We start from the raw sequence: 14,270 nt of genomic DNA on the forward strand, positions 1-14,270 counted from the left end.
TNTTTTTTGCTGTTATTTCTTTTTCTCTTTTTCCTTTGCGCGTGCCTTTGCCGCCTTTTCCTTTGCCTTCGTCCTGTCACCGACCTTCTTTTCCTGCTGGTACTTGGCGTAGTCAACGCCCATGCTCGCCAGCTTGTGCTTGATCGTCATGATCGGGTGGCGCAGGAACATACCGCGCTGCGTGCTGTTCATGATCGTAAGGAAGTCTTGCGTCGCCTTTGCACCGAAGCACGGGCGCTCGCAGCGATCGCAGATCGGCTTGGTGATGCCGTAGGGACAGCGGTCGATCTTCGTAAAGACGGTGGCGAGGAGTGCCGTGCAGGAGGGGCAGAGCTTGCCTTCTTTTGGGCTGTGGTGCTTTTTGCAGTATACGCCGAAGGTTTTACGGATGTTCTCCTTTTCCTTCGGAATGTTGTTCTTCAGTTCGGGCGGTTTGCGCTTCGGAAGGAAGCGGGAAAAGATGCTCATTGCGTTCACCTGTGCTTTCGTCTATTTCTTGCGCGGATGCGCTTTTTCTCTCCATTTCGTCATTTTACCGATTTTTTTGGGAAAATGCAAGTCTGCGTGACTTTTGCCCTGAAATGGGGTACAATGAACGCGTATAACAGTTTAGGAGGATGCGATGCGTACGAGTGAAAGACGACGGAGAGGCGAGCAGCGGATGGATGAGCAGCCCGTGGAAGGGATTGAAGAGGGGCAGCTGCGCAGACTGCTGACCAGTACGATCGATGCGATCGAGGACAATAAGACCCAGATCTTTGATATCTACCAAAATACGCGCAGCGAGGTGGATAGGGCGCGGGAGCGCCTAGCGGAGCTGAAGAAGCGCGTTGCGGAGTCGATTGCGCGCGTGGACTCCCTTTCCGTCGAGGAGCAGAAGGCGAAGCAGCGGCTCGCAGAGGTGAGCCGGAACTTTGCCGAGCACACGGAGGATGAGATCCGAACGACCTATGAATCGGTATCGATCATCCAGATCAATCTTGCGCTCGAGCGCGAGAAGGAGCAGACCATGCGCATGGAGCGCGACAAGCTTGAGATCCGTCTGCGCTATCTTTACAATGTTGTGGCACGCGCAGAGCATATGGCACTCTCCATCGGCTCGGTGCTCAGTTACCTCAGCACACAAGTGAGCGGTGTCCTCTGGAAGATCGAGGCGGTGCAGAAGGACAAGTTTGTCGGCGCACGTATCATCAAGGCGACGGAGGAGGAACGCTACCGCATCTCGCGCGAGATGCACGACGGTCCGGCGCAGGATCTGGCGAATGTGCTCTTTATGACGACCATCACAGAGCGGCTTATGGACCAGGACATGGATGAGGCGAAAAAAACCCTTGTGGATCTGCGCGGGGAAATCCGTAAGTGCCTCACAGGCGTGCGTCAAATCATTTTTGATATGCGGCCGATGGCACTCGACGATTTGGGGCTTCCACAGGCGGTGGAGCAGCTCATCCGCCTCTTTGGCGAGCGCGGGAAGCTGCGTGGGACGTTCAGCCTTGAGGGGACGCATTATACTCTGCCAAAGCATGTGGAAATTGCGATTTTCCGCATTGTGCAAGAGGCGCTGAACAATGTCGTCCACCATGCCAAGACGGACAAGGTGCGCGTGCGTATGCACTATACCGCACAGGCTCTTACGGTGCTGATTGCGGATGATGGAGTCGGCTTCGATATGAACCGTGTGCCGGAGGAAAAGGAGGAGCCGGATGCACTCGACATGGAGACGCAGCGCCGGCTGCGCGGTCGTCATTTCGGTGTGATCGGCATGGAGGAGCGTGCAAAGATCATCGGTGCGGCGATTCAGATTCTCTCCGAGCCGGGAAAGGGGACGAAGGTGCATCTGCGCGTGCAGAACCGCATGATGGAGGACCGTTGAACGCGCCGCTTGCAGAGGCGGTGCTCCGCTATGCGGGGCTGGGCGTACTGCCCTGTCACACGCCGGGACACAAGGGCGGGCGCGGGGCACATCCCATGCTGCGCCGCTTCTTTACGGAGGAGGGGCTGCGTGCGGATGTCTCGCTCTCGGCGGAGCTCGACGACCTCCATGCGCCGACGGGCTGCATCCGCGCGGCGGAGGAGCTGGCGGCGGAGGCGTACGGCGCGGATGCGGCGTTCTTCATGGTGAATGGGACGACGGGTGCGATCCACACAATGCTGCTTGCTGCGCTTGCGCCGGGGGATGTTCTCCTCGTACCGCGCAATGTGCACCGCTCGGTTGTGGGGGCGATGATTCTTACGGGGGTGCGCCCCGTTTATATGCAGCCGGAGATTGACACACGGCTCGGCATTGCGATGGGGGTGTCACTGCGTGCTGTGGAACGTGCCGTGTGCGAGCACCCCGAGGCACGCGCCGCGCTCCTCGTCTATCCGACGTACTACGGTGTGGCGACGGAGCTGGCGGCAATCGCGGACTTTCTGCACGCGCGGGGCAAGCGCCTCCTCGTGGATGCAGCCCACGGGGCGCACTTTGCGTTCTCCGATGAACTGCCGCTGTCGGCAATGGCGGCAGGGGCGGATCTCTCGGCAGAGAGCACACACAAGCTGCTCGGCTCGCTGACGCAGACCTCGATGCTCCTCACACGCGGCGGACGCGTGTCGACAGCGCGGATTCGTGCGGCATCGGGCATCGTGCAGTCGACCAGTCCGAATGAAATCCTGCTCGCTTCGCTCGATCTCGCACGCGCACAGATGGCAGGAGAGGGGCGGGAACGTCTCGCCGTTGCGATTCGTGCGGCAGAGGAGCTGCGCCGCCGCATCAACGAAATCGAAGGGCTCTGGGCATTTGGTACAGAGTACATGGATGCGGACGGGATGGCGGCACTCGATCCGCTGAAGATCACGGTGCAGGTTACGGGGCTTGGACTTTCGGGCTTTGCGGCGGAGGAGGATCTGCGGCAGCGCAATGTCGCGTGCGAGCTTGCCGATGCGCGGAACGTGCTCCTGCTCCTCTCGTACGCGGATGGGGAACGGGAGACGGAGCGGGTCTTGGCGGCACTGCGGGGGATGGCAGAGGAGAATGCGCCGATGTGTACGTCGCGCGGAGCGGCATCCTTTTTGGCACTGCCGCCGATTCCGGAGATGGCACTCGCGCCGCGCGATGCGTATTTTGCACGCAGTGAGCATGTCGATGTCGGGCTGGCTGAGGGGCGGGTCGCGGCGGAGACGATCGTGTTCTATCCGCCGGGGATTCCCGTGCTCGCACCGGGCGATGTGATTGACGGCGCGACACTCGCGTATCTGCGTGCGATGAAGGCGGTCGGTGCGCGTGTCGTCGGAGCGGCAGATGCGTCACTCGGAACACTCATGGTGATTGCGAAAGGCTGATATGGCAAACGGAAAACTCTTTATCATCGAGGCGGGGGACGGCTCGGGCAAGGAGACGCAGACACGGCTTCTCACGGAGCGGCTTGTGCACGAGGGATATCGCGTTGTACCTGTCACATTTCCCGACTATGCGGCGGACTCCTCCATGCTCGTGCGGATGTATCTGCGCGGCGACTTCGGCGCACATGCGGACGATGTGAATGCCTATGCGGCGTCGACGTTCTTTGCCGTTGACCGCTACGCTTCCTACCGCATGAAGTGGGGGCGGGACTATGAGGCGGGGGCAGTCATCCTCGCTGACCGCTACACCACGTCGAACATGGTACATCAAGCGGTGAAGATCACAGATGCAGCAGAGCGCGACGCCTATCTCGACTGGCTCTATGATCTGGAGTTCCGCAAGATGGGGCTGCCCGTGCCCGATGCCGTGTTCTTCCTCGACATGGAGCCGCGTGCGGCGGAGCGGCTGATTGTGGCGCGTGCGAGAGAAAAGGGCGGTACGCCCGATATCCACGAGCGCGATGCTGCCTACCTCGCACGTGCCCACGATGCCTACGTCCTCCTCGCCGCACGCTACGGTTGGGTGCGGATTCCGTCGAGCACGAATGGGGAGCCGCTGCCGATTGCGGAGATTCATGAGAACTTGTATGGGGAAGTTGTGAAACGGCTGTGATTAAAGAAGTCATCATTGTCGAGGGGAAGATGGATGTGCGGGCGGTGCGGCGTGCAGTCGAGGCAGACTGCATCATCACGGATGGGTTTCGTCTGCGGAGCGCGGCAATTAAGAACATCCGCGCCGCATACGAGAAGCGCGGCATCATTATCCTCACCGATCCCGATACCGTGGGGGAGCGCATTCGCGCACGGTTGACCGAGATGTTCCCGCGTGCCCGTCATGCCTTCATTCCCGTCGAGGATGCGACGAATCTGAGCGACGGCGATATCGGCATCGAGCAGGCAAATCCTGCCGCGATTCGTGCCGCGCTTGAAAAGGTGCGGACACCGATGGCCGCGCCCACAGAGATTTTCTCGATGGCGGATATGATGGCGCACGGACTGACAGGCACGGAGGATGCTGCCGCACGGCGTGCACGTCTCGGACACTGTCTCGGACTCGGCTTTGCAAATGCCAAGACCTTTCTCCGTCGTCTGAACACCTACGGGATTACCCGCGAGGAATTTACATCCGCAACAGAGGAGCTATAATGAACGCAAGTATTCCCGTCATCGCCGACCCAAAGGTCACGCGCCACATCCTGAATGCCTTTCACCTGCGTGCAAGCAAGCGTCTTGGGCAGAACTTTCTTGTGGACAGGGGTGTGGTGCAGGGGATTGTCGATGCGGCGGAGCTCTCGCCCGCCGATACCGTGCTTGAGATTGGACCCGGGATCGGGACGCTGACACAAGGGCTTGCTGAGACGGGGGCACGCGTTGTCGCCGTCGAGCTGGACAAGAAACTGCCCGCCGTCCTCGCCGAGACGCTGAAGGGATATGATAATGTAACGATTGTGCCTGGTGACATCCTGAAGCTGAATATCATGGAAACGCTCAGACTTCGTGCGGGTGAACGATGCAAGGTCGTTGCAAATCTGCCCTACTACATCACAACGCCGATTATCATGACACTGCTTGAGCAGAGACTGCCGATTGAGCGGCTCGTTACGATGGTGCAAAAGGAAGTCGCCGTTCGCATGACGGCACGCCCGGGCTCGAAGGACTACGGCGCGCTCTCCATCGCCGTGCAGTACTTCACCGTGCCGCGCATGGTGATGGACGTGTCACCGGGCTCCTTCCTGCCCGCGCCCGAGGTGACGAGTGCCGTCATCGCCTGTCATGTGCAGGATGTGCCAACGGTTCAGCCTACTGATGAAAAACTCTTTTTCCGTCTCGTTCGTGCCGCATTTATGCAGCGGCGCAAGACCCTCCTCAATGCGCTCACAGGCGCAGGTATCTCCAAGGAGATGAGCCGTGCGGGGCTTCTGGCGGCGGGCATCGCGGAGAATATGCGCGGCGAGCAGCTCTCACTTGCGGACTTTGCGCGGCTGTCCGATGTGGTCGGGCGTTTGGAGGAATGATGATGTTTTTCGACAGCCATATTCATACGGAGTTCTCCGCTGATTCTGAGATGAAAGCGGCGGATGCGCTGCATGAGGCGGAGCGGCAGGGACTTGGTCTGGTCTTTACCGAGCACCTCGACTATGACTATCCCTCGGCGGGCACCGAGGAATTTATCTTCGATCCTGAGGCGTATTGGGCGGCGTATGAGCCGCTCCGTGCCAAGGGAAATCTCTCGCTCGGGGTTGAGATGGGGATGATGGCGAGCGCACGCGAAAAAAATGCCGCATTCCTGCGGCGTGTTCCATTTGATTTCGTACTCGGTTCGATTCATTTTTTGGATGTGAAGGATCTCTACTATCCCGAGACGTTCGAGGGGCGCGAGAAACGGGAGATGTATCACGAATACCTTACCGTGATGCGCGACGAGATCTATGCGCACCCCTTTATCAACGTTCTCGCACACATCGACTACATCGCACGCAACGCACCTTTCGATAATCCAGAGCTTTCCTATGGGGATTTCACCGACGACATCGACGCTGTCCTGCGCGCCCTCGTCGCGATGGACACCGTCATCGAGATCAACACGCGTCGCCTTGGCACACCGCGCGGCATCAAGGAACTTGCGCCCATCTACCGCCGCTATCATGAACTCGGCGGACGCTATGTCACCATCGGCTCGGATGCCCACGTCCCCGATGGTGTCGGTCGGAACTATGACCGTGCGCGTGAACTCGCCCATGCTTTTGATCTTACTATCGTCACATTTCGTGAGCTGCAGATGCGGCTCTGTGAGTAAAACACGACGAATTTGTCGACTTTTGTGCAAGCGCTTTTATACATTGCCTCTCCACCTCTTTCCTGTTATAATACAGTCGAATGGGTGGGGAGGCTTTTTTGTGCTTAGCAATTTTTTTGTCGCACTCGGCGGCGTCGTTCCCCTCTTCTGTCTGATGGCGGTCGGTGTCTTTGTGAAGCGTTCGCGCCTTCTCGCAGAGGACGAACTTCGGCATGTGAACCGCATGGTGTTCCGTGTGTTCTTCTTCTTTATGATGTTCTACAACATCTACATCTCCGATCCGGGGACGGCGTTCCAGCCGCTGCTCATGCTCTTCGGTGTGGGCGGTGTGCTGCTCACGGCACTCGTCTTTACGGGGATTGTCTGCCGTATTGAGCCGGACAATGCGCGGCGCGGTCCGATGATCCAGGCGGCCTTTCGCGGCAATTACGTTCTCATGGGCATCCCTCTCGTCAGCAACATCTTCGGTGATGGGGCAATTGCGATTCCGACCATGATGATTGCTGCCATCGTTCCCCTCTATAATGTACTCGGCGTGCTCGTGCTCGAGACCTTTCGCGGCGGACGATTTGACCTCCTGCCGATTTTGCGCAGCGTACTCATGAACCCTATGATCCTGGGGGCGATTGCGGGGGCGTTGTGCCGTCTCGTAGAGCTGCCGATTCCTGCGCCTGTGCTGAAGCCTGTCGCGCAGATCGCGGCGGCGACCACGCCCATCGCGCTCATCATCCTCGGTGCATCTTTTCATGGTGGGAGCTATCACGCACATTTGCGCCAACTCATCTTTTCGGTTGCCTCACGGCTCATCATTGTGCCTGCCATCGTGCTTTCGCTTGCAATCGTACTTGGCTTTCGCGGTGTCGAGCTCGTGACGCTCATCGCCGTGTTTGCCACACCTTGCGCCGTCGCCGGCTTCGCTATGGCACAGCAGATGCAGGCGGATGCGGAGCTTGCAGGCAACAGTGTCGTCTACAGCAGTGCGCTGTCCTGCTTTACGATTTTCGGATGGGTGTTTCTGCTCAAGACGTTAGAACTTTTTTGAAAACGTAAGTACCTTGACAGTTGGTTTGAATTTTGTATAATTAAGATTAGATTGCAATGTGAAGGGGATAGCCACAATGACATGGAAGAAACATCTCGCAGCTCTCGGTGCGTTTGCACTGCTTGGCAGCGTTGGCACCATCCAGCCGTCTGTGCAGGCGGCTGGGAATACCTCTGCCGGTCCAACAGTTGTGAGTGATATGCCGCACCACGTCGTTGAGGGCGGCGACTTTAAGGTCGCCACACTTAAGGGAGATCGTCTGCTTGAAACCTATCGTCTGACGAAGTATGATGTACTCGATATTCAGATTGTTGGATTCTCTACCTTCGAATCGAGCGAATCTGCGAAGAGCGGTGGGCTGAACAACGTTGTAATCGGACCCGATGGCTATGTTCAGCTGCCCTATGCCGGCTCAATCAAACTTGCGGGACTCACGCTTGATGAAGCAAAAAACTTGATTTCCGACCGCTTGCGCACCTATCTGCGCTTTCCCGATATATCGCTCATCGTCAAGACCTATGGACCGCGCAAGATTTACGTTATGGGGGAGGTCAAGACCCCCGGGATTCACGAACTTGGAGCCGACAGCTTGAATGCCTACGCAGCAATCTCATCAGCCGGCGGTGTCACTCGTCGCGGACGCAGCACACAGGTACAAGTGCTCCGTGTCATAGGTGATACCATGTACTATAAGCAGCTGAATATCAAGAATTACATTAAGAAGCATGACCTCACACAGAACGTCGTGTTGCAGGATGGCGATATCGTCTACGTGCCGCGCTCGAACGGCATCAAGTTTGATGAAGATGTTTTGCCGTATATCAATGTTTGGACAATGTATAAGGCTGTGGCAAACTAAGTGGGAGAGTGAAGAACATGGAACGAAATGACGACTCGATTGATCTCTCCCGTCTCTTTCAGATCATGGGGAATCATAAATCTGTCATCGTTGGCATCATCAGTATTTGCACTATTGTTGCTGTCGTGATCTCTTTTGCTTTGCCGAAACAGTATGCATCTACCACTTTGGTTCAGGTACGCAGCGATGGGAGTGTAGGAGCTACTACGGCACTTGCTGCTCTTGGAGCAGGACGGCTCAATGCTCCCACGATGAGTTATATCGAATTAATGAAAACGAGAACTGTTATTGAACCTGTTATTGATTTGCTCGAGTTCGAAGAAGATGAGAGACCAACTGCGGAAAAGTTTGCAAAGACATATCTTGAGATAACAAACCCAAAAGAATCCAATTTGATAGAAGTTAAGGCAATTTGGGAGAATCCGGAGACTGCACAGCAAATATCCAAAGCTGTTGTCGATAATTTTCTCCAGATGCAGACTGATATGAACCAGCAAACACAGTCCTTGCTCTTGAAGTTTCTTGAAAAGCGCATTGTTGAAAGCAAAGAAGCCTCAGAAGTTGCCGAGGAGAAACTTTTGATATTCAGCAAGGAGCACAAAATTTATAGTCCTGATGATCAAGTAAAAAATGTTGTAACTCAGATGGCTTCATATGATAAAGCTATGGCAGATTTTGAAGTGTCTATTCAATCAGAACAAGCTTCGTTGGATGCCGCTAATGCTGCTCTGGAAGATCAGAAGATGAATAGTCGTATTTATAATATTTCAGACAATGAGATCGTTCAAAGTCTTCGTTCTCAGATTGTTGCGAAACAGCTTGAACTTGTGGGGCTTCGACAGAGTTATACAGAAAAACATCCGAGTCTGCAAAAAGCATTGGGGGAACTGCAACAACTTGAGAACAGCCTTCACTCGGAGGTTGTCGCTACTGTGGATTCTAACGTCGTAACGTTAAATCCTGCACAAGCGGAAATTCTAAAAAAACAAGTGCTTGCAGCGGTGGACCTTTCTGTTACAAAAGCCAGTAAGAAAGCCGTTGAAGCGGAGTGGAGCAAGAAAGAAAAAGAACTTGGAAAACTTCCTGATGAAGTCCTTGAATATGCCCGCCTACAGCGTAACGTGTCCATCCAAAACGAGGTTTACTTGAATCTTGTTAAGCAAAGTGAACAAAGCAAGATAAAAGCTGCGATGGAGAGCATGGATGTTCAAATCGTAGATCCTGCAAATCTTCCTCGTTATGATAAGCCCATAGCTCCTCATAAGAAACTGATTACACTGCTGGGTTTTCTAATTGGATGTGCGATTGCGCTTGGGTATGGTACTGTTCTTTATAACAGAAGGAAGTAATAAAAGGAGGGGGAATGTGCGCCTACAACAGTTCTCAAAATCACGCAAATTGATTATGCTCATTGGAGATATTCTGTTGGTGGGCATATCCTATCTTATCTCGGCTTCTATTATCCTAAACAGTGCAATGCTGCTTGCCAATCTTTATTCTTATGGGAGTCTATTCCCCATACTTATTGTCTTAACGGGATTGCTCCTAAATATCAACGGATTGTATTCCATTGCTACGAAAAGGTTTGCAGAGATTCTGCTTAGCATAGCAGTGACGAACCTTTGCACACTGATTCTTATTTTTGCACTTAGCTTCTTCATCCAAGATCTATCGTATTCTCGTTCGGTGCTATTCCTGACGATTCTTTTGCAGTGTTCTCTTCTGTCGATTTGGCGCTATCTTGCATGGCGGGTTGAGCGGCATATCTATGCCGTAAGAGATGTGCTCTTGATTGGTCCTGAGGAAGAATGTACCCATGTTTATCAACGGCTCTCTCGACAGTGTCATCTTATGAAGCTGAAGTACGTTTGTACTGATATGCAAAACTCTCTATGGAAAGAGTCTGCTGCATCAGTGGATGTCATCATCATGTGTCCCAGCATGCGGCACCGCCATAAGGTTCAGGTGATTAACTTTTGTTATCAGCACGGAAAGCGCCCCATGCTGATACCGAATGCATTTGAGATTTTTTGTAGTGGTGCAGAGCTTGACAAAATTGATGATATTCCCGTATTTCGACCACCTAGATTGCACCCGACACTTGAAGTGCGTACACTTAAGCGTGCGCTGGATCTTAGTGTTGCAGCGATAGGCTTGGTCTGTATCTTTCCGTTTATGCTGGTTACGGCTCTTGCGATTAAGATTGGCGATCACGGTCCAATTCTCTACAGCCAAGTGCGAACAGGAAGAGATGGAAAAGAATTCCACGTCTATAAATTCCGTACTATGCACGTGGACGCAGAGAAGTATAGCGGACCGATACTTGCACAGAAAAATGACCCACGCATTACAGCATTGGGGCGTTTCTTGCGTGCCGTTCGTTTAGATGAACTTCCACAGATTTGGAATGTCCTTGTCGGAGATATGAGTATCGTTGGTCCACGACCAGAACGTCCCTTCTTTGTCGAACAGTACGTTGAGGAAATGCCAGAATATGCCTATCGCCATAATGTCAAGCCCGGCATTACGGGGCTTGCGCAGGTCTATGGAAAATATAATACAACACCGTTTGACAAACTCGTTTATGACCTTATGTATATCCAACGTTGTAATATCTTAACGGATCTAACAATCATCATACAAACGGTCAGGGTCCTCTTTACGAAAAGCGCTACCGATGGGGTAGCTCAATTTCAAGAGGAGATTGATTTGACCAAATATGATATTCGGAAAGGTATATATGGTGACTTTTAGTGCAGGATAAACTTATCTCTGTAGTTATGCCTGCATACAATAGTGCTGAGTTCATTGATGCCTCTATCGCTTCTGTTCGAGATCAAACATACGAGCAATGGGAACTTATAGTTGTGGATGATGCGTCAACGGATATGACTGCCGATGCTGTTCAGGTGCATATGAGCATGGATCCACGCATACGGTATTTTCGTCAAGAGCATAACATGGGGGTTGCAGAAGCGCGTAACAGAGCCATTGGAGTTGCAGAAGGTCGTTATCTGGCTTTTCTCGACAGTGATGATCTCTGGTTGCCCCATAAACTTGAACGACAACTTCTTTTCATGCAATCCAATGGAAGTGCATTTACGTACACGGAATATCGTCAGTTTTATGAAGATCCTGCAATGCCGGGAGAGCTAATTCGCACATGTAATAGTGTCGATTATCACGAACTCCTAAAAGGAAATGATATTGGCTGTTTGACAGTCATGATTGATCGCAAGAAGTTTCCGCATATTGAAATGCCTCGCGTTCGTCATGAAGATTATGTAACATGGCTGAATCTCTTGCATCAAGGGGCAGGCCGCGCCTATGCTCTGCATGAGGATCTTGCACGTTATCGTAAGACTATAGATTCGCTCACTGCGAGTAAACGACGAAGTCTTATATGGACATGGCGGGTGTATCGCGAGACTCAGGGACTCTCGTGGATGAAGTCCCTTTATTATTTCCTGCATTATGCTGTACGGGGTATATGTAAACATTATGGGAGGAGGTAAGTCTGAGCCCATGAAAATTTGTTTTATAAACCCGCCATTCAAAGCGGAATATGGAAAGTTTTCCCGCGAATCCCGCAGTCCTGCCATCGGCCACAGCGGGGTTCTCTACTATCCGCTATGGTTGATTTATGCAGCTGCTTTGTCTGAAAAAGAAGGTTTTCAAATTTCTTTCATTGATGCTCCTGCGCATCCTTTGACGGAGCAGGAAACACTTGATATCGTTGCGGATAATGCCGCAGACGCTCACCTATTTGTTTTAGACACAAGCACACCATCCATTTATAGTGATGTGAAATTTGCGTCTGCTCTGCGTGAGCGATATTCAGACGCTTTCATTGTGCTCGTTGGCACACATCCTACGGCAACTGTTACTGAGACGTTAGAGATAGGGCATGAGGTCAATGCCATTGCGAGACGTGAATACGATGTGACGATATTAGAGTTGGCTCGTCTGATCGATGCTGCAGATGGCATACCGTCTGATGAGCGTCTTTCAACCGTGGAGGGGCTTTCGTTTCGTGCGGCGAATGGTACTGTTGTCGATAACAAGGATCGTGCTCCACTAGAGGATCTTGATGAGATCCCTATGGCGGCGGCGTTCATAAAAAAACACCTTGATGTTTTTGATTATGTCTTTCCTGCTGCGACATATCCGGCGATACAGATTTTTACCGGTCGTGGCTGTCCTGCACAGTGTAATTATTGTGTTTATCCTCAGGTAATGCATGGACATAAATATCGAAGACGCAGCGCAGAAAACGTTGTAGGAGAGTTTCAGTACATTGCGGATAACTTTCCGGACGTGAAGGAAATTGTTATAGAGGATGACACGTTTACGATCGATCGCAAGCGTGTTGTCCAAATCTGTGAAATGCTCATTGAACGTGGTCTTCATAAGCGGTTTCGTTGGCTGTGTAATGCTCGTGTGGATCTTGACTATGAAACCATGAAAAAAATGAAGCAGGCGGGTTGCCGTCTGCTCATACCGGGAGTAGAAAGTTTCAATCAGGAGATCTTGCGAAACGTCAAAAAGGGAACGACATTGCAGCAGATCGAAAACTATATGCAGAGTGCAAAGCATGCTGGATTATTGGTGCACGCCTGTTATATGGTTGGGAATCCTGGAGAAACGCGTGCGACTATGCAGGAAACACTGAACGCTGCATTGCGATTTAATACCGATACAGCACAGTTTTTCCCGCTCATTCCATATCCTGGAACTGAAGCTTACGTGTGGGCGAAGGAGAATGGATACATCAACGGTAGCTATGAGGATTATGTACATGAAGATGGTACTGTGAGCTGTGTTTTGGATCAACCGGAGCTATCTGCGAACGAGCTCGTTGAGTTTTGTCAAATGGCACGTAAGAAATACTATTTGCGTCCGCGCTACATTGCTCATCGTATTCGTATGGGGCTTACGGACAAAGAAGATTTCAAGCGTTCGTGGAAAGCGTTCAAGAAACTTCGACAGACAATCTTTAAGAAATAGTGGATAGCAGAAGGAGGCTTAAAATGGCATTGACGACACGGGGAAAAATTGTCATTGCCTCCTGTTTGCGTTACATGCTCTTTTGGACAAAAGCTGTATCGATACAGAAAAAGACAATTCTCTTTTTTAGCTTTCAGGGAAAATCATACGCTTGTAATCCAAAGTATATTACAGAGTATATCATGGATGAAAAAAAGAGGCGGGATTCTCCTTTTCAAGATGTCCGGATCATCTGGGCATTTCATAATCCAGCCCCATATGCGTATTTAAAGGAACGTGGGATACAAGTTGTCGAATACGGTTCTATCGCCTTTTATTTAGCCTTTTTTAAGGCACACGCAATTGTCACGAATGCCTCCAACCTTCCCTATCTTCCTGTTAAGCGAAAGCAAATGCTCATGAATACCTGGCATGGTGGGGGAGCCTATAAGTCGGAGTCATTTGACTCGTCTTTGACCAACTTTCGAAATCGAAACGTAAAGACTTTTTTATCGAGTTCGGAGGTCTTTCAAACGATTATGGAAAAAAGCACAAAGCTTCCGAGTTCCTGTTTCCTACCTTGTGGTATGCCGCGCAACGATGTGTTTTTTCATCTGAGCAAAGAGGATATACAAAAGAAAAAAAGAATATTAGGACTTTCGCTGGATAAGTGTTATCTTCTCTATGCCCCGACCTACCGAGATGATGATGCAATCTATGAGCAACCTGACTTTACGCGCATTCTGTTAGCACTTGAGGAACGATTTGGGGGACAGTGGGAACTTCTTCTCCGAGGGCATTATAATGCGAAAGATCTTTTTGAAAATGCATCTGAATCAAATGTGATTGACCTTTCCTCTTATGATGATATGCAGGATGTGCTTTGTGTTGCTGATGCTGTCATCACGGATTATTCGTCGCTTATTTGGGATTATTCGATTTTGCATCGCCCTTGCTTTCTTTTTGTTCCGGATGAGGAGCACTATCAGAAGATACGTGGTCTATATCAACCTGTTGAACGGTGGAACTTTCCGTTTGCTCGTACGAATGAAGAGCTTGTAGAGTGTATTTTGAAATTTGATGAACAAACGAACAGAGAGAATCTTAGGCAGCATCAGAAGGATTTGGGGACGTTTGAGACAGGGGGGGCATCGGAGACTGCCGCACATCATATTCTGCATTGGCTGAGGAACGAGGTATAGTGT

At 51.8% G+C, this 14,270-nt stretch carries 14 protein-coding genes; 13 read left to right on the top strand and 1 reads right to left on the bottom strand.

Going from position 1 to position 14,270, the window contains the following annotated elements:
* Positions 1-12: 12 nt before the first annotated feature.
* On the bottom strand, positions 13-468 hold the full coding sequence (locus HMPREF9334_RS09530) for a nitrous oxide-stimulated promoter family protein (protein ID WP_006693261.1): 456 nt from the start codon (positions 466-468) through the stop codon (positions 13-15).
* Between the two features lie 154 nt (positions 469-622).
* On the opposite strand from HMPREF9334_RS09530, the gene HMPREF9334_RS09535 reads away from it, so the two are divergent.
* From HMPREF9334_RS09535 to HMPREF9334_RS09595, 13 genes are all read left to right on the top strand, one after another.
* Positions 623-1,873, top strand: a complete 1,251-nt coding sequence (locus HMPREF9334_RS09535) for a sensor histidine kinase (protein WP_039957505.1) — start codon at positions 623-625, stop codon at positions 1,871-1,873.
* Positions 1,870-3,321, top strand: coding sequence for an aminotransferase class I/II-fold pyridoxal phosphate-dependent enzyme (locus HMPREF9334_RS09540; protein ID WP_006693263.1), 1,452 nt, complete (start codon positions 1,870-1,872; stop codon positions 3,319-3,321). The genes HMPREF9334_RS09535 and HMPREF9334_RS09540 overlap by 4 nt, the downstream gene beginning before the upstream one ends.
* 1 nt (position 3,322) lies before the next feature.
* Positions 3,323-3,994: a dTMP kinase gene (locus HMPREF9334_RS09545; RefSeq protein ID WP_006693264.1), complete on the top strand. Its 672-nt coding sequence runs from the start codon at positions 3,323-3,325 to the stop codon at positions 3,992-3,994.
* A complete protein-coding gene (rnmV, locus tag HMPREF9334_RS09550; protein WP_006693265.1) occupies positions 3,991-4,527 on the top strand; it encodes a ribonuclease M5 in 537 nt (178 codons plus the stop codon). The genes HMPREF9334_RS09545 and rnmV overlap by 4 nt, the downstream gene beginning before the upstream one ends.
* The gene (gene rsmA, locus HMPREF9334_RS09555; RefSeq protein ID WP_006693266.1) at positions 4,527-5,396 is read left to right on the top strand and encodes a 16S rRNA (adenine(1518)-N(6)/adenine(1519)-N(6))-dimethyltransferase RsmA; all 870 of its coding nucleotides are present in this window, start codon (positions 4,527-4,529) and stop codon (positions 5,394-5,396) included. The genes rnmV and rsmA overlap by 1 nt, the downstream gene beginning before the upstream one ends.
* Positions 5,393-6,178, top strand: a complete 786-nt coding sequence (locus tag HMPREF9334_RS09560) for a histidinol-phosphatase HisJ family protein (protein WP_039957506.1) — start codon at positions 5,393-5,395, stop codon at positions 6,176-6,178. Before rsmA ends, HMPREF9334_RS09560 begins: the two co-directional genes overlap by 4 nt.
* Positions 6,179-6,278: 100 nt before the next feature.
* Positions 6,279-7,220 carry an AEC family transporter gene (locus HMPREF9334_RS09565; RefSeq protein ID WP_006693268.1) on the top strand — a complete coding sequence of 314 codons (942 nt, stop codon included), beginning with the start codon at positions 6,279-6,281 and terminating at the stop codon, positions 7,218-7,220.
* A gap of 76 nt (positions 7,221-7,296) precedes the next feature.
* Positions 7,297-8,079: a polysaccharide biosynthesis/export family protein gene (locus HMPREF9334_RS09570; protein ID WP_006693269.1), complete on the top strand. Its 783-nt coding sequence runs from the start codon at positions 7,297-7,299 to the stop codon at positions 8,077-8,079.
* 17 nt (positions 8,080-8,096) lie between these two features.
* A complete protein-coding gene (locus tag HMPREF9334_RS09575) occupies positions 8,097-9,428 on the top strand; it encodes a GumC family protein (RefSeq protein ID WP_006693270.1) in 1,332 nt (443 codons plus the stop codon).
* Between the two features lie 16 nt (positions 9,429-9,444).
* Entirely contained in the window at positions 9,445-10,833 is a 1,389-nt protein-coding gene (locus HMPREF9334_RS09580) for a sugar transferase (RefSeq protein WP_211204855.1), read from the top strand.
* A gap of 26 nt (positions 10,834-10,859) precedes the next feature.
* Complete coding sequence (locus tag HMPREF9334_RS09585) at positions 10,860-11,594, top strand: glycosyltransferase family 2 protein (RefSeq protein WP_071985994.1); 735 nt, start codon at positions 10,860-10,862, stop codon at positions 11,592-11,594.
* A gap of 10 nt (positions 11,595-11,604) precedes the next feature.
* Positions 11,605-13,086 (top strand): B12-binding domain-containing radical SAM protein, encoded by a 1,482-nt coding sequence (locus tag HMPREF9334_RS09590; protein WP_039957508.1) that lies wholly within the window; start codon positions 11,605-11,607, stop codon positions 13,084-13,086.
* A 23-nt stretch (positions 13,087-13,109) separates the two neighbouring features.
* Positions 13,110-14,267, top strand: coding sequence for a CDP-glycerol glycerophosphotransferase family protein (locus HMPREF9334_RS09595; RefSeq protein WP_006693274.1), 1,158 nt, complete (start codon positions 13,110-13,112; stop codon positions 14,265-14,267).
* Positions 14,268-14,270: the final 3 nt, after the last annotated feature.

Origin of the sequence: Centipeda infelix ATCC 43532, assembly GCF_000234095.1 — a bacterium.
GTDB lineage: Bacteria > Bacillota > Negativicutes > Selenomonadales > Selenomonadaceae > Centipeda > Centipeda infelix.

Coding starts and splice junctions, on each gene's coding strand:
- HMPREF9334_RS09530 (WP_006693261.1), bottom strand. CDS start 468: ATGAGCATCTTTTCCCGCTTCCTTCCGAAGCGCAAACCGCCCGAACTG.
- HMPREF9334_RS09535 (WP_039957505.1), top strand. CDS start 623: ATGCGTACGAGTGAAAGACGACGGAGAGGCGAGCAGCGGATGGATGAG.
- HMPREF9334_RS09545 (WP_006693264.1), top strand. CDS start 3,323: ATGGCAAACGGAAAACTCTTTATCATCGAGGCGGGGGACGGCTCGGGC.
- rsmA (WP_006693266.1), top strand. CDS start 4,527: ATGAACGCAAGTATTCCCGTCATCGCCGACCCAAAGGTCACGCGCCAC.
- HMPREF9334_RS09560 (WP_039957506.1), top strand. CDS start 5,393: ATGATGATGTTTTTCGACAGCCATATTCATACGGAGTTCTCCGCTGAT.
- HMPREF9334_RS09570 (WP_006693269.1), top strand. CDS start 7,297: ATGACATGGAAGAAACATCTCGCAGCTCTCGGTGCGTTTGCACTGCTT.
- HMPREF9334_RS09575 (WP_006693270.1), top strand. CDS start 8,097: ATGGAACGAAATGACGACTCGATTGATCTCTCCCGTCTCTTTCAGATC.
- HMPREF9334_RS09585 (WP_071985994.1), top strand. CDS start 10,860: ATGCCTGCATACAATAGTGCTGAGTTCATTGATGCCTCTATCGCTTCT.
- HMPREF9334_RS09590 (WP_039957508.1), top strand. CDS start 11,605: ATGAAAATTTGTTTTATAAACCCGCCATTCAAAGCGGAATATGGAAAG.
- HMPREF9334_RS09595 (WP_006693274.1), top strand. CDS start 13,110: ATGGCATTGACGACACGGGGAAAAATTGTCATTGCCTCCTGTTTGCGT.